The sequence below is a fragment of the Dietzia natronolimnaea genome, from assembly GCF_002289575.1.
Taxonomy (GTDB): Bacteria; Actinomycetota; Actinomycetes; order Mycobacteriales; family Mycobacteriaceae; genus Dietzia; species Dietzia natronolimnaea_A.
In genome coordinates this window covers 56,727-77,322 of sequence record NZ_NTGA01000019.1, presented here as the reverse complement: position 1 = coordinate 77,322, position 20,596 = coordinate 56,727, and the positions used below count along the sequence as shown (strand labels likewise).

At 71.6% G+C, this 20,596-nt stretch carries 19 protein-coding genes; 7 read left to right on the top strand and 12 right to left on the bottom strand.

All coding sequences use genetic code 11. The features are described 5' to 3' along the window. The first annotated feature begins 3 nt into the window (after window positions 1-3). Together CEY15_RS11265 and eutC are read left to right on the top strand one after the other, a co-directional pair. Window positions 4-1,416, top strand: coding sequence for an ethanolamine ammonia-lyase subunit EutB (locus CEY15_RS11265; RefSeq protein WP_095718525.1), 1,413 nt, complete (start codon window positions 4-6; stop codon window positions 1,414-1,416). After that, window positions 1,413-2,177: an ethanolamine ammonia-lyase subunit EutC gene (gene eutC / locus CEY15_RS11260; RefSeq protein WP_017838300.1), complete on the top strand. Its 765-nt coding sequence runs from the start codon at window positions 1,413-1,415 to the stop codon at window positions 2,175-2,177. Before CEY15_RS11265 ends, eutC begins: the two co-directional genes overlap by 4 nt. Here eutC and CEY15_RS11255 read toward each other — a convergent pair. From CEY15_RS11255 to CEY15_RS11220, 8 genes are all read right to left on the bottom strand, one after another. Further along, the gene (locus CEY15_RS11255) at window positions 2,174-3,682 is read right to left on the bottom strand and encodes an FAD-dependent oxidoreductase (protein WP_017838301.1); all 1,509 of its coding nucleotides are present in this window, start codon (window positions 3,680-3,682) and stop codon (window positions 2,174-2,176) included. The two genes, eutC and CEY15_RS11255, sit on opposite strands and share 4 nt — an antisense overlap. Next, window positions 3,682-4,716 (bottom strand): AurF N-oxygenase family protein, encoded by a 1,035-nt coding sequence (locus tag CEY15_RS11250; RefSeq protein ID WP_095718524.1) that lies wholly within the window; start codon window positions 4,714-4,716, stop codon window positions 3,682-3,684. The genes CEY15_RS11255 and CEY15_RS11250 overlap by 1 nt, the downstream gene beginning before the upstream one ends. Before the next feature lie 136 nt (window positions 4,717-4,852). Then, window positions 4,853-5,518: a TetR/AcrR family transcriptional regulator gene (locus tag CEY15_RS11245; protein ID WP_042330255.1), complete on the bottom strand. Its 666-nt coding sequence runs from the start codon at window positions 5,516-5,518 to the stop codon at window positions 4,853-4,855. 76 nt (window positions 5,519-5,594) lie between these two features. Then, window positions 5,595-6,527, bottom strand: coding sequence for an NAD(P)H-binding protein (locus tag CEY15_RS11240; protein WP_017838304.1), 933 nt, complete (start codon window positions 6,525-6,527; stop codon window positions 5,595-5,597). Continuing rightward, on the bottom strand, window positions 6,524-6,781 hold the full coding sequence (locus tag CEY15_RS11235; protein WP_017838305.1) for an HPr family phosphocarrier protein: 258 nt from the start codon (window positions 6,779-6,781) through the stop codon (window positions 6,524-6,526). Before CEY15_RS11235 ends, CEY15_RS11240 begins: the two co-directional genes overlap by 4 nt. Window positions 6,782-6,850: 69 nt before the next feature. Then, on the bottom strand, window positions 6,851-8,992 hold the full coding sequence (locus CEY15_RS11230) for a PTS fructose transporter subunit IIABC (RefSeq protein WP_095718523.1): 2,142 nt from the start codon (window positions 8,990-8,992) through the stop codon (window positions 6,851-6,853). 81 nt (window positions 8,993-9,073) lie between these two features. Continuing rightward, window positions 9,074-10,054 carry a 1-phosphofructokinase family hexose kinase gene (locus CEY15_RS11225; protein WP_095718522.1) on the bottom strand — a complete coding sequence of 327 codons (981 nt, stop codon included), beginning with the start codon at window positions 10,052-10,054 and terminating at the stop codon, window positions 9,074-9,076. Next, the gene (locus CEY15_RS11220) at window positions 10,051-10,830 is read right to left on the bottom strand and encodes a DeoR/GlpR family DNA-binding transcription regulator (RefSeq protein ID WP_017838308.1); all 780 of its coding nucleotides are present in this window, start codon (window positions 10,828-10,830) and stop codon (window positions 10,051-10,053) included. The genes CEY15_RS11225 and CEY15_RS11220 overlap by 4 nt, the downstream gene beginning before the upstream one ends. A 140-nt stretch (window positions 10,831-10,970) precedes the next feature. Between CEY15_RS11220 and CEY15_RS11215 the strand changes: the two genes are divergently transcribed. After that, entirely contained in the window at window positions 10,971-12,689 is a 1,719-nt protein-coding gene (locus tag CEY15_RS11215; RefSeq protein WP_095718521.1) for a putative PEP-binding protein, read from the top strand. A 246-nt stretch (window positions 12,690-12,935) separates the two neighbouring features. Here the strand turns inward: CEY15_RS11215 and CEY15_RS11210 are convergent, their stop codons facing one another. Further along, a complete protein-coding gene (locus CEY15_RS11210) occupies window positions 12,936-15,089 on the bottom strand; it encodes a bifunctional lysylphosphatidylglycerol flippase/synthetase MprF (protein WP_095718520.1) in 2,154 nt (717 codons plus the stop codon). Window positions 15,090-15,265: 176 nt separating this feature from the next. On the opposite strand from CEY15_RS11210, the gene CEY15_RS11205 reads away from it, so the two are divergent. The 4 genes from CEY15_RS11205 to CEY15_RS18155 all read left to right on the top strand — a co-directional run bounded on the left by CEY15_RS11205 (window position 15,266) and on the right by CEY15_RS18155 (window position 19,419). After that, complete coding sequence (locus CEY15_RS11205; protein WP_141244252.1) at window positions 15,266-15,694, top strand: hypothetical protein; 429 nt, start codon at window positions 15,266-15,268, stop codon at window positions 15,692-15,694. Further along, window positions 15,691-15,909 (top strand): hypothetical protein, encoded by a 219-nt coding sequence (locus tag CEY15_RS11200; protein WP_095718518.1) that lies wholly within the window; start codon window positions 15,691-15,693, stop codon window positions 15,907-15,909. Before CEY15_RS11205 ends, CEY15_RS11200 begins: the two co-directional genes overlap by 4 nt. A gap of 119 nt (window positions 15,910-16,028) precedes the next feature. Continuing rightward, window positions 16,029-18,593 carry a LuxR C-terminal-related transcriptional regulator gene (locus tag CEY15_RS11195; RefSeq protein ID WP_095718517.1) on the top strand — a complete coding sequence of 855 codons (2,565 nt, stop codon included), beginning with the start codon at window positions 16,029-16,031 and terminating at the stop codon, window positions 18,591-18,593. A 328-nt stretch (window positions 18,594-18,921) separates the two neighbouring features. Further along, complete coding sequence (locus CEY15_RS18155; RefSeq protein ID WP_141244251.1) at window positions 18,922-19,419, top strand: LPXTG cell wall anchor domain-containing protein; 498 nt, start codon at window positions 18,922-18,924, stop codon at window positions 19,417-19,419. 322 nt (window positions 19,420-19,741) lie between these two features. On the opposite strand, the gene CEY15_RS11185 is transcribed toward CEY15_RS18155, so the two are convergent. Genes CEY15_RS11185 through CEY15_RS11175 form a run of 3 tightly spaced genes read right to left on the bottom strand, consistent with a single transcriptional unit; the run spans window position 19,742 to window position 20,572 of the window. Beyond that, on the bottom strand, window positions 19,742-20,032 hold the full coding sequence (locus CEY15_RS11185; protein ID WP_095718515.1) for a hypothetical protein: 291 nt from the start codon (window positions 20,030-20,032) through the stop codon (window positions 19,742-19,744). Then, window positions 20,029-20,244: a PLD nuclease N-terminal domain-containing protein gene (locus CEY15_RS11180; RefSeq protein WP_095718514.1), complete on the bottom strand. Its 216-nt coding sequence runs from the start codon at window positions 20,242-20,244 to the stop codon at window positions 20,029-20,031. Before CEY15_RS11180 ends, CEY15_RS11185 begins: the two co-directional genes overlap by 4 nt. 43 nt (window positions 20,245-20,287) lie before the next feature. Beyond that, complete coding sequence (locus CEY15_RS11175; protein WP_217987098.1) at window positions 20,288-20,572, bottom strand: hypothetical protein; 285 nt, start codon at window positions 20,570-20,572, stop codon at window positions 20,288-20,290. Between the last annotated feature and the right edge of the window lie 24 nt (window positions 20,573-20,596).

The window sequence follows — 20,596 nt, the reverse complement described above, 5'->3', positions numbered from 1 at the left end:
CTCATGAGTAAGTACACCCAGCAGGTCTCGGGAACGACCTATCAGTTCGACGGACTCGTGGACCTGATGTCCAAGGCGTCCGCACGGAGATCTGGTGACGAGTTGGCCGGGTGCGCGGCGGCGTCCGACGCCGAACGTGCCGCCGCGCAGTGGGCACTCGCCGAGGTCCCGCTCGAGACCTTCCTCGAGGACCTGCTGGTGCCGTACGAGACCGACGAGGTCACCCGTCTCATCGTCGACTCGCACGATCGCGGTGCGTTCTCGCCGGTGGCCCACCTCACGGTGGGGGGACTGCGCGACTGGCTCCTCGAGGTCGCGGCCTCCCCCGGGGCGGCCGCGGCGCTGGCCTCCGTGGCCGCGGGGCTGACCCCGGAGATGGTGGCGGCGGTGAGCAAGCTGATGCGCAACCAGGACCTGATCGCCGTGGCCCGAGCGGTCCGGGTGACCTCGGCGTTCCGCACCACCGTGGGGCTGCCGGGCACCCTCGCCACGCGCCTGCAGCCCAATCATCCGACCGACGATCCGAGGGGCATCGCCGCGGCCACCCTCGACGGTCTGCTCCTGGGCTCCGGCGACGCGGTGATCGGTGTCAATCCCGCGACGGATTCCCCGCACGCCACCTCTGAACTCCTGTATCTGCTCGACGAGATACGCCAGCGCTTCGAGATCCCCGCGCAGTCCTGCGTCCTGTCACACGTCACCACGACGATGGAACTCATCGAGCAGGGGGCGCCGGTGGATCTGGTCTTCCAGTCCGTCGCCGGCACGGAGGGCGCGAACTCGGGTTTCGGGGTGAACCTCGCGCTGCTGCGCGAGGCCAACGAGGCGGGCCGCTCGCTGCACCGAGGCACCGTGGGCGACAACGTGATGTACCTGGAGACCGGACAGGGCTCGGCGTTGAGCGCCGGCGCGCACCTGGGGACGGGAGGCCGGCCCGTGGACCAGCAGACGCTCGAGGCCAGGGCGTACGCGGTGTGCCGGGATCTCGAGCCGTTGCTGGTCAACACGGTCGTGGGGTTCATCGGGCCCGAGTACCTCTACGACGGTAAACAGATCATCCGCGCAGGGCTCGAGGACCACTTCTGCGCCAAGCTCCTCGGTCTGCCGATGGGTGTGGACGTCTGCTACACCAATCACGCCGAGGCCGATCAGGACGACATGGACAGCCTGCTCACGCTGCTCGGTGCGGCGGGCACCGCGTTCGTCATCGCGGTGCCCGGCGCCGATGACGTGATGCTGGGGTATCAGAGCCTGAGCTTCCACGACGTGTTGTATGTCAGGCAGGTGCTGGGGCTGACCCCGGCCCCCGAGTTCGCGGCCTGGCTCGACCGTCTGGGCATGGTCGACGCCCGGGGACGGATCCTCGACATCGACGCCACCGGGTCTCCGCTCCGTGCGCTGACGGGGACGCGATGAGCGGGATCGAGCCCTCCTTCTGGGAGGAACTGCGCCGCAGCACCCAGGCGCGTATCGGGCTGGGCCGCACCGGCGACTCGCTCCCCACCCGCCGGGTCCTGGAGTTCCGGTCCGCCCACGCCGCCGCGCGGGACGCCGTCCACATGCCGCTGGACGTCCGGGCCCTGGCCGCGCAGGTGCGGGAGATCGGCATCGGGGAGCCGGCGGTCGTCACCTCGCAGGCCTCCTCGCGTGCGGAATACCTCCGGCGCCCGGATCTGGGACGGGTGCCCCGGGACCTGTCCTCGATCACGACGGGGGAATTCGACGTGGGCCTCGTCCTGGCCGACGGCCTGTCCCCCCGGGCGCTCATGGACCATGGCGCCGGGCTCCTCGCCGCGCTGGTGTCCGAGCTGTCGGAGCAGTACTCGCTCGCCCCGCCCGTGATCGCGACCGAAGCGCGGGTGGCACTGGGCGATCATCTCGCCCGCGCCATGGGCGCACGCACGGTCGTGGTGATGATCGGCGAGCGGCCGGGATTGTCGGTCGCCGACAGTCTGGGCATCTACCTGACCCACCTTCCCGCACCGGGCACCCCCGACTCCGGGCGCAACTGCATCTCCAACATCCACCCGCCGGACGGGTTGGACTACGCCCGATCCGCGCACATCGTCGCGCGGCTCATCTCGGGGGCGCGGGAGCTCGGCGCGTCCGGGGTGGCGCTGAAGGACACCTCCCGCGCGGCCGAGGTGGAGGCCGAGGACACGCTGACGATCGACTAGCGCCCGGCCGCCCCGGCCCGGCCGAGCAGACCCGCGTTGGCGTCGGCGAGCAGCGCGTCGACCGTCTCCCGGGCGCAGGTCTTGTTGGATCCGATGAACCCGCGCGGTCCGCGCTTGATCCACCCGGCCACGTAGGCGCCGGGGACCTCGGACCCGCCGGGGCGGTCGAGGACGCGGCCGCCCCGGTGGGGGATGGTCCCGGTGGCCGGGTCGAACGGCACGCCGGGCACGGGCACCCCGCGGTACCCCACCGAGCGCAGCACCAGCCCCGCGTCCAGCACCTCCTCCGTTCCCGGACGGGGTACCGCGCGCACGTCGCCGTCGCGGGTCGTCAGCTCCGTTGCAGCGATCCGCAGTCCCTGGACCCGGTCCTCACCGAGGACCTCCACGGGGGCGGCCTGGAAACGCAGGACGATCCGCGGGCTGCCCGGGCGGGGCGGACGGGCGGCGACGTCCGCGAGGCAGTCGAGCATGAGAGACCTCTGGCGGTCGCTCGCCGCCCCGGGGTCGATCCCGTCCGGGGCCTGCACGCGGAGATCGATGTCGTCCCGCGAGGCCAGCCCGATCAGTTCGGGGAGCGTGAACGCGGCCTGCGCGGGCCCGCGCCGGCCCAGCACCACGATCTCGCGCACCCGGCTGCCGCGCAGTGCCTCCAGGGCCACGGGGGAGATGTCGGTCCCGGCGAGGGAGTGCGCGGGTGTGGCGAGGATCCGGGCGACGTCCAGGGCGACGTTGCCGTTACCGACGATGACGGCCCGCTCGTGGTCGAGTGGGACGCGCGCGTCGACGTGGTCGGGGTGGGCGTTGTACCAGCTCACCACCTGCGTCGCGGACATGCTCCCGGGGAGTCCGGCCCCCGGGATGTCGAGGGGGCGGTCGGTACTGGCCCCGGTCGCGTACACCACGGCGTCGTGGTGCGCGGCGAGGTCGTCGACGCCGAGGTCCCGGCCGATTTCCACGCCCAGGCGGTAGGTGAACCCGGGCTGGTTCTCGATGAGGGTGAACAGGTCGGTGACCGACCGGGTCCGGGCGTGGTCGGGGGCGACGCCGTGACGGGCCAGTCCGTGGGGGACCGGCAGACGGTCGAACACGGTCACCTCGACGCCCGGCTGCCTGAGTAGTTCGTCCGCGGTGTAGAGAGCGGCCGGACCGGCCCCGACGATCGCGACCCGCAGCGGGTGCCCGGCACGTCCCCGATCGTTCTCCAGACGGCGGATCGGGGGAACCGGCGCCTGGGGCGGATACGGTCGTGAGGGCGTGCTCAGCACGGCGTTGAGGTCGAGGAAGACCTGCTCACCCGTGGTGAGGCGGTCGTCGGGGACGATCGCGCCGACCGGGCAGGCGCCCACGCACGCGCCGCAGTCCACGCAGACATCCGGGTCGATGTACAGCATCTCCGCGGTGGCGAAGTCCGGTTCGTCCGGGGTCGGGTGGATGCAGTTGACCGGGCAGGCGTGCACGCAGGACGCGTCGGCGCAGCAGGCCTGGGTGACGACGTGGGGCATCAGGCGCCGGTGGCGTACGTGACGGGGGGTTCGCTGCGGTAGCGGGAGGCGCGACCGTCGATCTTCAGCGCCCGCCAGACCCGCCGCGCGAGGGGGTTCATCAGACCGGACTGCTCGGCGAGCATGCGGACGTCGGAGAAGAGGTCCGACAGGAACTCACGGGACTTCGGGCTGTCCCAGTAGAGCTCGTCGATGACCTCGCGGGGGACGCCGAACTCCTCGCGGAACTCCTTGGTCGGCTTGAGGATGGCGTCGCACAGCACCCGCATGATCACGGGGAACGCCAGGGAGATGGCGAAGCTCTGGCCGCGCGACAACCGGGGCGCGTAGCGGGCGACGTAGGTGTGGGCGAAGGAGATGTGCCGGGCCTCCTCCGCCACGTGGATCTCCATGATCCGGCTCAGCACGGGCGGGAGCTCGTCCGCGCCACGCAGGATCTGCTTCTGGGTGTGGTCGATGGGCTCCTCGCCTGCGAGGACGCCGATGAAGAAGCCCACGGGGGTGAGAGAGGCGAACCAGGGGATGACCGGCGAGACCCTGCGCAGCCAGCGGGGCAGACCGGGTACGTCGGCGCCGATGATGTTCACGCCCTGCTGGAACATCTGGGTGTGGTGACACTCCTCGGTCGCCTCGTGGGTGAGGTACCGGAACTCGGCCGACCCGTTGTCCAGGGTGGCGATGTACTGCATGATCCCGCGGATCAGGAGATTCTCGAACTGCAGGCCGACCTTCATGATGTTGGCCTGGCGCCACATGCCGATCTCGATCCGCCTCTCCACGGGCAGGGACTGGTACCAGGGGTGGGCGCCCAGCGGGTCGACGGCCGCGGGCAGGATCCAGCGCTCGTCGGTGCGGTCCACCTGGAAGTCGGGATGGTCCCAGGGGACGTCGACGAACGCGTCGAAGTGGCGTCGCACCGATGCCTCGGACAGGCGGAGGAGGGTGGCGTCGTACTCCTGGCGAGAACTGGTCGGGGTCGGGGCCGGCGGCTCGGTCCGGATCGAGGGGGCGGCGGTGGGGGTGGGTGCGGGCATGGCGATCCCTTTCGTCTTCCGGCCGCTCGGGCCGGAGAGAGCCTCGGCGTACAGAGAAGGAAGTACAGAGTGACACGTGAGGTCTCTCTGTAACTGAGGCTAGACAGCACTGCCCCTCGTGTCAACGCCCGATCGCCTAGGACCCGTCGGAGGCGCCCCTCTGCCCGCGGAGTTGTGGACCCAGGTGCCTGCGGGCGAAGTCGCGTGCTACGTCGGGGTCGTCCAGATCGATCGTGGTGGACGGGGTGAGTACGAACGAGATCACCAGTCGAACGGCCACCTCGGCCGCCACCAGCAGTTCCTCGTGGGACCGTGAGTCGTCGAGACTGGAGGCCATCTCCGAGGCGAGGAACTCGGCACTGTTACTGACCAGGGGCTCGCCCCGCACCGTCAGGTAGGGGACGGCGACCTCGGGCTCGCTCTCGAGGAGTCGGTTGAGCAGACCGTGGGCGCGCAGGGTCTCGACCGTGTAGAGGAACCCCTCGGTCAGCTTGGACTCCACGTCGTCGTAGCGGTCGATCTCCTGCTTCAGCCCGGCCAGAATGCGGCCGGACTCGCGCAGCAGGACCGCGTTGATCAGTTCCTGCTTGTTGGCGAACCGGCGGTAGAGGGTCATCCGGGACAGGCCCGACCGCTGCGTGATGTCCCCCATCGTGGACCGGGTCACGCCGAAGGTCTCGAACTGACGCACGGCCGCGTCGAGGAGCTTCTCACCGATGTCGTCCGTCGTGCTGCTCGGCCCGTGGCGGTCCAGTGCTGCGCGGATGAAGGTCGCGGCGGTGAACGGGAGATTCGGGGGCATCGCTCGATTGTCCCCCACACCCCGCGCTCGCGCGGAGGTGTGGCGTGACCGGTGGGGTCGGACCCGGATCGTGACGTCAGTCGCGGAGCGCACGGCGGATGGCGTCGTCGATACCCGTCCGCTCCCACCCGGCGGGAAGCAGGTCCGGGGTCCGGTCGGTGGTCACCATGTCGTGCCGGAGGCTCTCGACCAGCGCGCCGACGGTGGCGGGGTCCGAGTCGACGACGGGGGACAGCCCCGCGGCGACCAGATCCCACGGCACCCCGAACACCGGGACGCGGAGGGTGGGCAGGCCCGCGACCCGCGAGAACCTGCGCAGCAGCGCGGGGTAGGTGAGGGCCTCGCCGCAGCCGAGGTCCCCGTGTCCGGAGCGGGGAGAGCCCTCAAGCGCGTGGCACAGGGCCTCGAGGACGTCGCGCTCGGCGACCGGCTCGACCCGGCTGCCGCGCATCCAGCTGGGCACGGGTTGGACCGGCAACCGATCGCACAGGGTGCGCAGCAGCTCGAAGCTCACCGAGCCGGCACCGAGGACGATGCCGGCCCGGAGAGTGAAGACCGGCGTGGGTCCGGCCGAGAGCAGCTGTTCGACCTCGAGCCGGGAGGACATGTGTCGGGACAGCGTCTCACCCGGACCGGCTGACGGTGCGAGTCCGGAGACGTAGACGCAGCGACCGACTCCGGCCGCGGCCATCGCCTCGCGCATCGCGGTGGCGCCCGCCGCGTCCTCGGACCGGAAACCCGGCCCGTGCCCCATACGGTGGACCAGGTAGACGACCGAGTCCACGCCGTCCAGGGCGGCGGGCAGGCAGTCCGGGTCGAGGACGTCGCAGTGGACCGTCTCCGCGCGGCCGCCCCGGTCGTGGGACCCACGCTCGTGTGACGCCCGCTCGCGGGACCCCGCCCGCCGGGGATCGGTGACGCCGGCCCGGACGCGGTGCCCCCGGGCCAGCAGCTCGGGCACGAGGCGTGTTCCCAGGTACCCACCCGATCCCACGACCAGGACGGTCACCCCGCGTCGAGATCCTGCTCGATGAGGGCGGCGATCTCGGCCACCGCCGCCGAGTCGTCCCCGCTCACCGTGACCTCGGCCCCCTTCTCGGCTCCGAGCGCCATGATGAGCATCGCCGAGGCGGCGTCGGCCTCCTCGCCGTCGAACGCGATCTCGATGTCCGTGTCGTACTTCTCGGCGGCCTCGGCGATGATCCCCGCGGGGCGGGCGTGCAGCCCCTCGGCGGATCCCACGATGACGGTGGTGGTGGGCATGGTGTCTCCTCGTGACGGGTGGAGTGGCGGGCCGGCGGACCGACCCGCCGGAGTGCGGTCGGGTGGGGATCAGGCGGCGACGGCGACGGGTGCCGGTGCCGCGACGGGAGCGGGATCACGGCGGGCGCTCTTGGCCAGGACCACGGCTGTGGTCGAGACCAGCATGCCCGCGAGGATGGCCACCAGGTAGCCCCAGACCGGGTTGATGGCGAACACCACGAACAGACCGCCGTGCGGCGCGTAGGACTCCACCGAGAATGCCATGATCAGCGCTCCGGTGACCGCGCCACCGGCCATCATCGACGGGATCACGCGGATGGGATCGGCGGCGGCGAACGGGATCGCCCCCTCGGTGATGAAGCTGGCACCGAGCAGGAACGCGGCCCGGCCGTTCTCCTGCTCGACCTCGGTGAACAGGCGCTTGCGGACGACCGTCGCCAGGCCCATGGCCAGGGGCGGCACCATGCCGGCGGCCATCACGGCCGCCATGATCCGCAGCGAGGCGGGGTTGTCGGCGACCAGTCCCGCGGTGGCTAAGGTGTACGCGGCCTTGTTGACCGGTCCGCCGAGGTCGAAGCACATCATGAGGCCCAGGATGACGCCGAGCAGGATCACCGAGGTTCCGCTCATCCCGCCCAGCCACGACTCCATGGCGGAGGTCAGCGAGGCCAGCGGGCGGCCGAGCAGCAGGAACATCAGCAGGCCGATCGCGAGCGATCCGAGCAGCGGGATCAGCACCACCGGCATGAGGCCGGACAGCCAGCGCGGGGTCTTCCAGGTGGTCATCCACCGCACCAGGTAGCCGGCGAGGATGCCCGTGACGAGCGCACCGATGAACCCGGCGCCGAGGGTGGCCGAGAGCGCGCCGCCCACGAAGCCCGGCGCGATGCCCGGGCGGTCGGCCAGCCCGTAGGCGATGTACCCGGACAGGACCGCGATCATGAAGCCCATCGCGGCCTGCCCGATCGCGAACAGTACGGCGCCGATGTACAACCTCAGGCCGGCGTGGGTGAGCATCTCGGCTCCGGCGGTCCCGGCGGACACGATCTCACCGTCGAGATACCAGACCTGACCGGGCAGGTCGGTCAACGTGAACCCGGTGGCCACCTCCTGCCAGACGAACGCCACGTCGTATCCGGCGAACAGGAACCCCAGCGCCAGCAACAGGCCACCTGCAGCGACGAACGGGATCATGTATGACACACCGGTCATCACCGCGCGCTGCAGGCCGCGGGCCCAGTGTTCGTCCGACCCGGACCCGCCGGAATTCGAGTCCCCACCCGATCCGGACGAGGCGGGGACGCGTTTGGCGTCGGGGTCGCCCGCCGCGGCCAACGCCTCGTCGAGCACCCGCGCGGGGGAGTCGATCGCCTTCTTGACGCCGTACTCGACCACGGGCTTGCCCGCGAACCGGCCGCGGTCGCGCACGCCGACGTCGGTGGCGAAGATGACGGCGTCGGCGGCCTCGATCACGGCGGGGTCCAGCGGGGTGGACCCGGCCGAGCCCTGCGTCTCCACCTGAATCTGCACGCCCCGCCTGGCAGCCTCCTGGTCCAGGGAGTCGGCGGCCATGTAGGTGTGGGCGATGCCGGTCGGGCACGCGGTCACCGCGACCAGGCGGAGGGGTTGTCCGCCGCCCGTGCCGCTCGCCGTGGTGGACCCGGCGGTGGTGGCGGTGGCGGACGTGGCCGCGGCGGTCGTCGCGGTTGAGGCGGCGGAGGTGGAACCCGAGGGCGACGACGACGAGGCGTCCGCCGCGGGGGTGAGCACCCCCTGGATCACCGAGACCGCGTCCTCGGGGGTGGCCGCCGCGCGGAGCGCGTCCACGAACTCCGCGCGCACCAGGTTGCGCGCGAGGGTGGCGAGGATCTTCAGGTGCTCCTTGCCGCCGCCGGCCGGGGCCCCGATCATCAGCACCAGGTCGGCCGGGCCGTCCTTGGCTCCGAAGTCGACCGGCGGGTCGAGGCGGGCGAAGCCCAGGCTGGGCTCGGCCACGGCCTCGGACTTGCAGTGCGGGATGGCGATCCCGCCCTTCATCCCGGTGGCCGCCTTGCCCTCGCGGGCCATCAGGTCGGACACCAGCGCGTCGAGGTCGTTCGCGCGGCCCGCGTCGACGAGCGCCCCGGCCAGCGCCCGGATCACCTCGTCCTTGCTGCTGCCGAGATCGGCGTCGAGCCGCACCGTGGCGGTCTCGATGATCGGGTGGCTCATGGCCTTCCTCCGTGTTTTCTCATGGGTCTTCTGCTCGGGGTTCGTCGATGGGTTCGTCGATGGGTCGAAGGTGCGGTCGGGTCAGTCGAGTCGGCGGACGGTCGCCCGGAACGTGTCCGGGTCCAATCCGAGGGGGAGGCCGGTGCCGGCGAGGGAGGCGGCCACGCTGCCGTGGGACACGGCCCATGCGAGCCGCTCCGCCGGAGGGAGCCCGCGGGCGTCGGCCAGGAGGTATCCGGCGAGCGCGGAGTCGCCGGCCCCGACCGTGGATCGGACGCGGACGGGCGGGGTGGTCGCGAACCACGCCTCGCCGTCGGCGTCGTCGTCATCGCCGCCGCCGACCAGGACCGCTCCCGCACCGCCCAGGGTGACCAACACGGTCCCCACTCCCGAGGCACGCAGCGTCCGGGCGGTCTCCACGACCGGTGCCAGGTCCCCGTCCGCGGCGCGGCGTTCCAGTTCCACGCCGTCGACCCCGGCGAGCTGGCCCAACTCCTCGCCGTTGGGTTTGACGAGGTCAGGGGCGGCGGAGGGGAACCGGGCGGCGAGGGCGGCGAGCGGCGCGTCGGAGGTGTCGACGGCGAGGCGTGCCCCCGTTCCGCGTAGTTCGGCGACCAGGTCGGCGTAGAAACCCGCGGACACGCCGCCCGGCAGTGATCCGCTCAGAACCACCCAGGTGGCCTTCGCTGCGAGCGCGGCCACGTCCGACCGGACCCGGTCGAGCATCTCCGGGGTGGCGACGGGGCCCGGTGCGTTGATCTTGGTGGTGGTCCCGTCCGGGTCGGCGAGGGTGAGGTTCACCCGGACCGGGCCTTCGGCGGGTACCACGGCCGCGGGCACGCCCGCCGCAGAGCACATGGCGACGAACGGGTCGTGGGCAGGAGCGGGGAAGACCGCTGTGGCCTCGGTCCCGCCCGCGGCCAACACCCGGGCCACGTTGATCCCCTTACCTCCGGGGGAGTCGTGGGAGTCGGCGATGCGGTTGACCGCGCCGAGGGTCAGCGCGGTGGCGAGTACCGCCGAGCGGTCCACCGACGGGTTCATGGTGAGGGTGACGATCATGGCAGGAGAACCTCGATCCCGCGGTCGTGGAGGGCGCCGGCCAGCGCGCCGGTGGGCGGGGAGTCCGTCACCAGGACGTCGATCCGGTCCAGGTCGGCGAAGGAGATGAGGAACTCGTGGCCGAACTTGCTCGAGTCCGCGAGCACCGCCACCCGGCGGGCCGCGTCGCACATGGCGCTCTTGACGGCCGCCTCGTCGGGATCCTGCGTGGTGAGCCCCCGCTCGACGGTGAGCCCGTTGGTGCCGAGGAAGGCGATGTCCACCCGGATGGCGTCCAGGGCCCGCAGGACCGTCGCGCCCACGCACGCCCCGGTGAGGCCGCGGACGGCGCCGCCGAGCAGGTGGAGCGGGGCGGCGCCGGAGCGGTGGAGCGCGTCCGCGACGGGCACCGAGTTGGTGATGAGCGACAGTCCGTGGCCCTCGGCGAGCGGCTCCGCCAGGGATTCGGCCAGGCAGGCGGTCGTGGACCCGGCGTCCAGCAGCACGCTGCCGCCCGGGGCCGGCAGCAGCGCGAGAGCGGCGCGGGCGATCGCGGACTTGGCGGTCACGTTCTCGGTGCGGCGGGCGGCCAGCGTCTGCTCGACCCGCCCTCCCGGCACGGCGGGGACGGCGCCACCATGGGTGCGCTCGAGCAGCCCCTCGGTCTCGAGCAGGGACAGGTCCCGACGGATGGTCTCGGCGCTGACGTCCAGGCCGGAGGCGAGGTCGGCCACGGTGACACGGCCGGACGCCTGCAGTACCTCCGCGATGTGTCGTCGCCGTTCGCTGCCGTACATCGGGGGCCCGACCTTTCTTCTGATGACCGAATATGTTGGATTCTGCCCGATACGGTTGGAAAGTCAAGCCAAATTAGTTATTCTCGTCACAATCCACACAGCACCACCGGGCGACGAGCCCGATCCGTTAAGGAGCACCCATGTCGCTGGACACGCAGACCGGGCCGACCATCCGAGGAACCGGCGTGGTGGCCGGCCTCGCCTACGGGGTCGCTCGGTGGGTGGGGCGAGCCGAGCAGGCCGCCGCGGTGGAGCCCGACGGCGCCGCTCCCGGGGGTCCTCCGGGGGAGGAGCAGCTCGAGGCGGACCGGGAGCGCTTCGTCACCGCCGCCACCACGGTGGCGGGGCGGCTGGACCAGCGCGCCGCGCTGGCCACCGGGGTCAGCGCCGAGGTGCTGGCCGCGAACGCCGTGCTCGCGCGGGACCGCGGGTGGGCCAAAGCCGTGGTCAAGGAACTGAAGAAGGGCCTGGGCGTCGAGGCGGCCACGATGGCTGCCACGGAGACGTTCGTCGCCATGTTCACCAAGGTCGGCGGCCGTCAGGCCGAGCGCGTCACCGATCTGCGCGACATCTGTGCCCGCGTGGTGGCCGAGCTCCGCGGGTTGCCCGAACCGGGGATCCCCGAGTTCGACGAGCCGGGTGTCCTGTTGGCGGACGACCTCGCCCCCGCCGACACCGCCGGCCTCGACCCGGCCATGGTCCTGGGGATCGTGATCGAACACGGGGGCCCCACCTCCCACACCGCGATCATCGCGCGCCAGCTCGGCATCCCCTGCGTGGTCGCGGCGGCCGGTCTCACGGAGGTGGCCGACGGGTCCCGGGTCCTCGTCGACGGTGGCGCCGGGACGGTGACCGTCGACCCCGACGAGGCCGCGGCGCAGGACGCCGCCGCGGCGGACCGGCGGTTCCGGGACGTGGCGGCCGGATGGACCGGCCCCGCCGTCCTGGCCGACGGTCACGAGGTGAGCCTGTACGCCAACGTGCAGGACGCCACCGGCGCCGAGGCCGCGGCGGCGGGGCCGGCCGGGGGGATCGGACTGTTCCGCACCGAACTGGCCTTCCTCGACCGCCCCACCGAGCCCTCGGTCGACGAGCAGGCCGAGATGTACGCCCGCGTCCTCGGGGCCTTTCCCAACGCGAAGGTGGTCACCCGCACGCTGGACGCCGGGTCGGACAAGCCGCTCGCGTTCGCCGGGATGACCGAGGAGGACAACCCCGCTCTCGGAGTGCGCGGCATCAGGGTCGACCTGATCGACCGGGGACTGCTCGACCGCCAGCTCGACGCCCTGGCCGAGGCCGGCAGGCGGACCGGCGGCGCCCACTCCTCCCCGTGGGTGATGGCGCCCATGATCTCCACGGTCGACGAGGCCCGCGACTTCGCCGACCGCTGCCGGACGCGTGGACTGACTCCCGGGATCATGGTGGAGGTCCCGGCCGTTGCCGTGGCGGTGGACCGCTTCCTGCCCTACGTGGACTTCCTGTCGATCGGGACCAACGATCTCACCCAGTACGTGATGGCCGCGGACCGGATGTCCTCCGGCCTGGCCGCGCTCACCGACCCGTGGCAGCCCGCCGTGCTCCGGCTCATCCGGTCGGTCGCCCGGGCCGCCGCCACCGTCCCGGGCGGGCGGAGCGTCCCGGTCGGCGTGTGTGGCGAGGCGGCGGCGGATCCGCAGCTCGCCTGCGTGCTGTTGGGATTGGGCGTCAGCTCGCTCTCGGTGGCCACCGCGGCGCTGCCGTTCGTCGGCGCCGCACTGGGCGAGGTGACGCTCGCGCGGTGCCGCGAGTTGGCGGCGCTGGCACTGGACTGCGACACCGCGCGGGAGGCCCGGGCCGCCGTCATGGCGGCCGGCGCCTGAGCCGCAACCGCAGGAGCAGCCGCGCCCCCGCCCACACCCAGCCGCCCCGCCACCCTCAGCCGCCCGCGGCGATGAACTCTCGCGCGAGCCGTGGCGCAGGCGAGAGTTCATCCCGGAGGGCGGCTGGGAGTGGGGCGTGCAGGCGCGGGAGCGGATGCCCTCGAAAGGGCGGCTGGGGGTGGGGCGTGCAGGCGCGGGAGCGGATGCCTGTGATCGAGGGGCGGGCGTGATCGAGGGGCGGGCGCCTCAGGCGTCGATGGTCTCGGACTTCCCGGATCGGGCCAGCGCGGCGAGCTGGCGGGTCGTCGCCCCCGGCAGGTACGCCCGGCCGATCGCCACGCCGATTCGCGGCAGATCGGCCTCGTCGCGGAAGCACAGGAACACGGGCTCGATCCGAGGGTTGAACTTGGCCTTGAACTGGTGGAGTGAGCGGAACCCGTAGTAGGGCTCGAGGGCCTGGCCGAGCAGGTCCAGACCGCGGTCGAGGGTGGCCACCTCGTCGTCGTCGCCACTGCGCGCCAACGGAGCCCCGGACAACGAGACGAAATCAGCCCCTTCGTCCTTGAACTCCAGCGCGGAGCGGGCGATGAGGAACTCGATCATGTTGTTCGCGCCGGGGCCGTTGCGCTTACGCATCACGTCCAGGGTCCACCCGCGGACGCCGCCCTCGGTGCCACCCCGGTAGACGGGAAGCCACGACAGCGCCGCCTGAACGACCCCGTCGGTGTCCACCGCCAGGGCGATGCGCACGTCGTCGTCGAGTGCCTCCTCGACCGTGCCCAGGGTGAAGCCCATCTCGGGGAGCTCCTTGTCCCCCACCCACTGCTCGGAGATCTCGCGCACCTGCCCCAGGATCGCGGACGGCTGCTCCCGAAGGAGCCCGGAGACGAAACTCGTCCCGTTCTTCTGCGCCTTGTTCATGGCGCTGCGGATCTTCTGCCACTTCTTGCCACCGAACGCCAGGTCAGGCAGGTCCATGATGGTGTCCTCGGCGATCTGGAGCGCCCGCCACCCGCGGTCCCGCATGGTCTCGGCGGTCTCGGCCGACACCGAGAACAGGCACGGCACCGCGGCCTGCGACTCGGCGAACTCCACGAACTCGGTGAGCAGCCCGCGGCGATCCTCGGGCGCGGCGACAGGATCCGCCAACGCGATCGCCGTCCCGACGTGGAGGCGGTACCCCACGACTCCTCCGGCGCCGAAGAAGTAGTTCATCGGCTGCCACGTGATCATCCACGACATGGTGCTGCCCCCGTGCTGACGGATCAGCGCGCGGACGCGGTCCACCACGTCCTCCGAATGGACCGAGGACCCGGTGACCCGGCGCCGGATCCGGACCCCGAACGCCCCCCGGCCGGTCACGAGCAGCACGGCCTCGCCCGCCCACAACAGACCGGTGCCCGCCGTGACGGCGCCGAGGCTCTCGAAATCCGCCGCCACCACTAACACCGTGACGACGAGCGTGGCCACCGCGGTGAGCACGGCGTAGGCGAGGGCGACCATCCACGCCGCCCGGAAGCCGCGGCGGAGCAGTTCGGCGGTCACCGCGGCGACCAGGACCGACACGAGCATTCCGGCCAGGCTCACGTCGTCGGCCTCGGTCGGGCCCAGGGGGCCGTCCGCGGGGACGAAGTACACCACCACATGCACCGCGGCGATGAACCACATCCCGGCCGAGACGACCAACCTCGTCTCCCGCCGTGTCCGGGGCCTCAGGCCCCGCTCGGTGAGTGAGAAGAACCGCTCGCCCACGAACAGGAACACCGCGAACGCGATGAGGTGCGTGAGGTCTGCCAGACGGCCGAGGAACAGGAACGACACGATCACGTAGCCGTAGAGCAGCGCCCGCGCCCGCAGCCGCCACGGGGACACCAGCGTGGCGGTGGTGGCGGCCAGAACGGCGATCACCGCGGTCGAGCACCCCACGTCGAGCACCACGGACAACTCGGCGGCCCACTCCCAGCCCACCGCGTTCCCGGGGACGAGCACGGCGACCGCCCCGAGGACCCCGATCAGCTGGCCGCCGATCGCGACCAGCGCTGTCCGTGCGGACCCCAACCGCCACTCGCCGACACCGAATCCCGCCGCCACCAGCACGAGAAGCGACGCGTGCTGGAGCGGGGTCATCCCGAACCACGGGCCGACGAACACCGTCCACCACCGACCGCCCTCGAGCGCAGGGACGCCGTACGCCACGCCTTCGAACCACGGGGCGACGGGGGCGGCGCGCCACAGGGTCTCGAACACCACCCCGGTCACGAGGAGGGCCGCCAGCACGATCGCTGTGACCGGGAGGCGGCGGGCGGCACGCGAGACGGCACCGGCCGCGGTGGCGAACGGGGACGGTTCCGCGGGTACGCCGGGGTCGTCCGTGCTCTCGGTGATCTGGTCGGTGCTCATGGTGCTCCCGTGGGCGGCGCGCGTGACGGAACCAGCGCGTGACGGAACCGGCGTGGGCCACCCGTCGTGACCCCGTGTGTGAACGGGATCAAGTATGCGCTCACCACCCTTCGTGCGGGCGCGAACACCGGTGCTCCCGGGTGTGTTGTCACCAGTGTGTTGTTACCCTCGCGGACATGATCGGCGCCGGGCCCACAGTGCGCGGAGCGCGGCGGTCGGCGCGCACTCGCGTGCTGGTGCTGGTCGGCTTCGCGGTGTACGGAGCCCTCGCCGCGCTGGGCGACCCCATGACGTGGCCCGTGCGTGTGGCCGTGGCCGCACCGGTCCTCGCCGTGATCGTCCTCGCGGTGCGGCGTGGGTGGCACAGGCCCGGTTCCCCCGGCGGCAGGGGCGACCTCTCCAAGGCCGGACCCGTGCCGATCATCGTGTGGGTGGTGCTCCTCGCGGTCGTCGCGGTGATCCAACTCGGGCATTTCTTCGCCGAACCGCGCTCGATCTACCCGACGCTCAGTTCGTTGTTCGAGCAGCCCTTGTCCTTCTATCCGGTTCGAGCCGCGGCCTTGGCCGTGTGGGCGTGGCTGGGATGGGCTCTGGTGACACGGTGACGTTCCTCCCCGCGGACCGTTCCGCCAACCTCGTCCTCTGGGTGGTCGTCTGGTCACTCGTGCTCCTCTGGGTGGTGGTGACCGCGCGCTCCCCCGCTCTCCCGAACCTCGTCGACCTCGTCCGGTTCGTCCGCCGTTTCTGGCTGCTCCGGTGGGCGCTGCTGGCCTTCTGGATCTGGCTGGGGTGGCACCTGTTCGTGCGCACGACCGCGTGAGTGCCCCCGGGTGATCTTCTTGGAAGGTCGTTGGGCGGGAGCCGTAACGTAGGAAGTAAACCCGGTGGATCAACGGTGGTGTCGGCGCGCCGGTCTGACTCAAGGAGGGGGAGGCGAGCATGATCGCGAGTCGCCCCGCCGCCGGTGTGGTGGGCCCCGTCCCGACCCCGCAGTCCCCTCCGCGCACGCGACTGCTCGACGCGCTCTCCGGGCCGGAGCGGTTGGTCGTCGTGCGTGGCCCCCTGCTCTCCGGAAAGACCACCCTGCTCAGGCGGTGGTCGGCCGCCTCCGCCTCCCCGGGGGCCGTCGCCGGGGTGATCGAGCCCGAACCGGGCAGCACCCCTGACACCTACTGGCAGGAGGTCGCGACGTCGCTATTGGAGCACCGGGACGACGGCGCACCGACTGTCGGGCCGGTCGGTGCGCGCCGCGCCGCCACGGACCCGACGGCAGACCCGTTCGACCAGGTGACGTCCCTGGTCAGGTCGTGGCGAGGCCACCTCACACTGGTCCTGGACGACCTTCATCTGGTGGGGGAGCCGGAGAACCGTGTCCGTGACCTGTTCGAGCAGTCGTCCGGCGGGATATTCCGTGTGCTGGTGGCCACCCGCACCGCGGGTGCGTGGCACGAGGCGCCGGGGCTGCCGGCGGACAGGGTGTTCGTGTCTCCGGCGGACCTCCTGCTCACGGATGCCGAACTCGCCGCCGCGATCGATCTGGCGGGCCTCCCCGCGGCGTCGACGATCCCTCTGGGTGAGGTCGCGGCGGAGACGGGTCGGATCGCCGGCCTGGTCGACAGCGGTGTGGACGCCCTGAGGTCGGACTCCCGGTCCCGCGCAGACCGGGTCGGGCGCATCCGCAGCGCGGTGGACCGGGTGGTCGTCCGGGTTCTGGCCGAGACGGCGGAGCTGCGCCGCCACAGGAGGGAGATCTTCCGTGCCGCGACGGCCATCCCGCTGACCTCCCCCACGGTCGCCGTGGCGATCGGCGGGGTGACCGGACGGGAGAACGCGGTAGACGACGGACTCGCCGCCCTCGAGAGGCACGGACTCACCGTCTTCGACACGCGGGCTGCCGAACCGACCTGGAACCTGCCCGACCCGATCAGGGCATCCCTCCTGCGCATCGCAGCAACGGAGCGGCCGGAGGACCTACTCGAGGCGCGGATCGCCCTGATCGACCACTGGCTGGCGGAGGGACGGCCTCACACGGCGTTCGTCCACGCGATCGATGCCGAACGCTGGGACCTCGTGCTGGACGTCCTCCGCGGGCATTGGAAGACCCTGTACACGACCAACTTCCTGCACATGGACGGCGACCTCAAGCGGATCCCTCCCGAGGTGCTCGAGAGCGAACCGCTCTTCGGCACGTTGCGCAGGATGCACAGTCAGTTCTCCGCGCCCAAGGACAGTCCCGCCCCGCCTCCGGATCTGGTGGACTTGCCCGAGGTCTCGGATGACGCCGAGCGGTTGATGCGGATGATCTCGCTGCGTATCGACGGGCGTTTCGAGAATGCCGCCTCGGAGTACGAGATGCTGCGCCGGGTCCCCGTCCCCGACTTCGAGTCCTCGACGCAGGCGGAGCGGGACGGCCCGGCGTTCGTGTTTCTCCACCTCGGCCTGACCCTGCTCCTGGTGGGGCGGTTCGACGACGCTCATCAGATGCTGCGCCGGGGTCACCGGCTCGGGGTCGGGTCGTTCATCGAGCGGGACGCGGCCGGGAAGCTGACTCTGGTGAACGCGATCCTCGGCCACGTCCGGGATGCCGACTCCTGGTGGGAGGAGGAGCAGCGGCACCCGCAGCTGCCCCACGACTCGGAAGTCGTGGTCCGCCCGGCCGGCATGATCGGGTCCGCGTTGGCGCGGCTCGAGCGCCTGGACATCGAGTCGGCCGTCGATCTCATGACCGATCTCGGTCCTCCCTCGGACCAGGAGGAACTCTGGGGTTTCTTCCTCTACGTCTACGGCCAGATCGCCCTGGCGACCGGCACCCCGGCCGACGGATTGCGGTACGTCGAGCACCACATGAGGCGGTTCCCGGGGTTGCGTGCGAACGGCGCCGTGGTGGGGCCGCTACTCGATGCGGTCCGGGCCGACCTCCACCTGGCGATGGGGCAAACGGGCGTGGCCCTCGACCTCCTCGGGGGGTCCACGGACCCCCTCACCGCGCCGGCCCGGGCCCGGGCCCGACTGTACGACGGTGACCTCGCGGGCGCATTGGGGGTCGTCCGGGACCACTACGGGGACCTCCGGTGCACGCAGCGGGATTCCCTGGAGTTGTCCCTGGTCGGTGCCGCCGCCTCGATCGGTCTCGGCGACAGGGAGGAGGCGGTGACGTACCTGGAGCGCGCGATCACCACGTCCACACTCACCGGAGTTGTTCGTCCCTTCGCCACGCTCGCCCCCGGCACCCTGGCCACGTTCGCGACGCTGGGTCCCGAGCTGCCGCCCGCCGTGCGCGATGCCGGGGCCCCGCCGCCGGCCCCGGGATCGACCGAGCTCACCGGGCGCGAGCTCGCCATCCTCGCGAGCCTGGGTACCGGTGACTCCATCACCGCCATCGCTCGCCAGCACTTCGTCAGCGCCAACACGGTCAAGACGCAGCTGCGGTCGGTGTACCGCAAGCTCGGGGTCCGGTCCCGCGACGCGGCGGTCCACGAAGCCCGACGACTCGGACTCCTCTGACCGCTGAGCAGGATGGTCGTACACCTCAACCTGGGGCCCTCGGTGCGTCCGGGCAGAAGCCTGCGATAGTCCGCTCATCACCGCTTTCGCCCGTGGTTTCACCCGGGTGAAAAGGGCAGCGAGATAGGTGATTCGTCCCCAATGGGAGCTAGCGTCGATGTTGATCGAATCGCGCGACCGTGATCACCGTCGCTGTCGGCCGGGCCGGATCCGTCTCCGGGACTCCCCACCCGCCCGCGCGGGCAACTCTCCCGAGGGGGCCCTCAGCTGGGACCGTGTGCGTGCGGGCCCGGTGTGGTGACGGGCTCTGTCTTCGGAAGGACCACCCATGAGGCGTCTGACGCCCCCGTATCGGGACGGAGATGAGGCGGGCACCTCTACAGCGCTGGCGGTGCTGTGTGCCGTCATCGCTCTCGTGACCTCCACGCTTGTTCTCGCCCCCATGGTGTCGGCCCGAGCAACCTCCCCGGCGCCCGCGCCGGAGACACCGGGTTCCAGTCCGGTGGTAGTTCGTCCGGCTCCGGCGGCGCTGGACGTGCGGGTCGGGGCTCGCGGACCTGTCGACGCGGTGGCATATCCGTACGCCACCGATCCGTCGACCCCCGCCGACCCCACAGGGCCGGGGACGGCGACGAAGGTTGGACACGCGGGTGGGCCCGGTGTCCCGGCTCCCCGCACGGCGACCGCCGGAGGCGCGCTCGCGAACACCGGCGCGGACGTGACCTGGCTGACCGGAGCGGCGGCGGTCATGATCCTCGGCGGCGCCCTGGCCCTGGGCCTGGCCCGACGCAAGCGCAGCAGCATCCCCGACACCACCGAGGAGTGATCATGTTCAGCATCCCCCTGCCCATCGTCATCGGCGAGATCACCACCACGGGTTCCGCAGCGATCGACCTCCTGGGGCGAGTGGCCGTCCTGATCTTCGACCTGCCCGCCTCATGACCGGGAACGCCACCATGACCGACAACGAGTGGGCCGACTACGTCGCGTGGTCGGGGTTGGACGAGGACCGCCTGGCGGAGATCCTCCGCGACCGCGACCGGGACCGTGAAAGCGACCGCGACCCGGACGCGGGGCTGGGAACCGGTCGGGGAGCCTGTCGGGGAGCCACCACGTGGCTGGGACGCCTGTCGAGTCGGTGCCGGACGTCAACGGCGCCGCGAACCCGCCATCGCGGGACCGGAGAACAACGCGATTCCTAAGACGAAGCCGAAGTCGTACCAGTTGCCGTTGTTGTTCACCTCGTAGATGGTCACGGTGTCGGTGAAGAGGGAGATGATGAAGGTCACCGGGAGGATGAGCCCGTGCCACAGTCCCCACCAGAAGCCGAGCCCCTGCGGGGAGACGTCGACGTTGGGCCCTGCGGCGCACGCGCCGAGGGTCAGGACGACGACGAGGAGGACACCGGCGGCAAGCCCCGCCCGTCGCCTGGAGGTCATCTCTGCCGCCCCCTCAAGAAGTACAGGACGGGGCCGATGAAGTTGACCGCGATGATTGCGGCCCACATGCCCTTGCTGCCGCGCACCTGCTCGGCCGGTCGGAAGGCCAGATCGGTCCACGCGGTGACCGCCAGCGACACCTGCACGGACATCAGGGTCAGGATGGCGGCCTTCTGACCGTCGGACAGCTCGCTCCACGACTTCTTCTGCATGGGTCCTCCTGGAGAGGGTCTGAAAGTGTCCTTCTCCTCCACTTTAGTGGCTCGTGCGGCCTCGCGAGGGACGAAGTGAGGGAGCGACGGCGCGCTCGGATACGGCGCCGGTGATCGCCGCGTAGACCGCCTTGTGTGCCACGTCCACCGCCTGTTCCCGCAGGGGCCAGCTGGTGGGCGGCGCCCCGACCCCTGTCGCGTTCTCCACGGTCTGATCGAAGCCCAGCCGGATGACCGTGTGCCAGGCGGTCGCGTACGCCCCACGGATCCCCGTGGCCGCCCAGACCCCGCGGAGAGCGCCGAGCGCGGCTCCGGTGCCGAAGTGCATGAGGTGGTTCTACTCGGCTGCTCG

What these genes read in the sequence shown, in the direction of transcription:
- CEY15_RS11265 (WP_095718525.1), top strand. Translation starts at nt 4, where the DNA reads ATGAGTAAGTACACCCAGCAGGTCTCGGGAACGACCTATCAGTTCGAC.
- eutC (WP_017838300.1), top strand. Translation starts at nt 1,413, where the DNA reads ATGAGCGGGATCGAGCCCTCCTTCTGGGAGGAACTGCGCCGCAGCACC.
- CEY15_RS11255 (WP_017838301.1), bottom strand. Translation starts at nt 3,682, where the DNA reads ATGCCCCACGTCGTCACCCAGGCCTGCTGCGCCGACGCGTCCTGCGTG.
- CEY15_RS11250 (WP_095718524.1), bottom strand. Translation starts at nt 4,716, where the DNA reads ATGCCCGCACCCACCCCCACCGCCGCCCCCTCGATCCGGACCGAGCCG.
- CEY15_RS11245 (WP_042330255.1), bottom strand. Translation starts at nt 5,518, where the DNA reads ATGCCCCCGAATCTCCCGTTCACCGCCGCGACCTTCATCCGCGCAGCA.
- CEY15_RS11235 (WP_017838305.1), bottom strand. Translation starts at nt 6,781, where the DNA reads ATGCCCACCACCACCGTCATCGTGGGATCCGCCGAGGGGCTGCACGCC.
- CEY15_RS11230 (WP_095718523.1), bottom strand. Translation starts at nt 8,992, where the DNA reads ATGAGCCACCCGATCATCGAGACCGCCACGGTGCGGCTCGACGCCGAT.
- CEY15_RS11225 (WP_095718522.1), bottom strand. Translation starts at nt 10,054, where the DNA reads ATGATCGTCACCCTCACCATGAACCCGTCGGTGGACCGCTCGGCGGTA.
- CEY15_RS11220 (WP_017838308.1), bottom strand. Translation starts at nt 10,830, where the DNA reads ATGTACGGCAGCGAACGGCGACGACACATCGCGGAGGTACTGCAGGCG.
- CEY15_RS11215 (WP_095718521.1), top strand. Translation starts at nt 10,971, where the DNA reads ATGTCGCTGGACACGCAGACCGGGCCGACCATCCGAGGAACCGGCGTG.
- CEY15_RS11210 (WP_095718520.1), bottom strand. Translation starts at nt 15,089, where the DNA reads ATGAGCACCGACCAGATCACCGAGAGCACGGACGACCCCGGCGTACCC.
- CEY15_RS11205 (WP_141244252.1), top strand. Translation starts at nt 15,266, where the DNA reads ATGATCGGCGCCGGGCCCACAGTGCGCGGAGCGCGGCGGTCGGCGCGC.
- CEY15_RS11195 (WP_095718517.1), top strand. Translation starts at nt 16,029, where the DNA reads ATGATCGCGAGTCGCCCCGCCGCCGGTGTGGTGGGCCCCGTCCCGACC.
- CEY15_RS18155 (WP_141244251.1), top strand. Translation starts at nt 18,922, where the DNA reads ATGAGGCGTCTGACGCCCCCGTATCGGGACGGAGATGAGGCGGGCACC.
- CEY15_RS11185 (WP_095718515.1), bottom strand. Translation starts at nt 20,032, where the DNA reads ATGACCTCCAGGCGACGGGCGGGGCTTGCCGCCGGTGTCCTCCTCGTC.
- CEY15_RS11180 (WP_095718514.1), bottom strand. Translation starts at nt 20,244, where the DNA reads ATGCAGAAGAAGTCGTGGAGCGAGCTGTCCGACGGTCAGAAGGCCGCC.
- CEY15_RS11175 (WP_217987098.1), bottom strand. Translation starts at nt 20,572, where the DNA reads ATGCACTTCGGCACCGGAGCCGCGCTCGGCGCTCTCCGCGGGGTCTGG.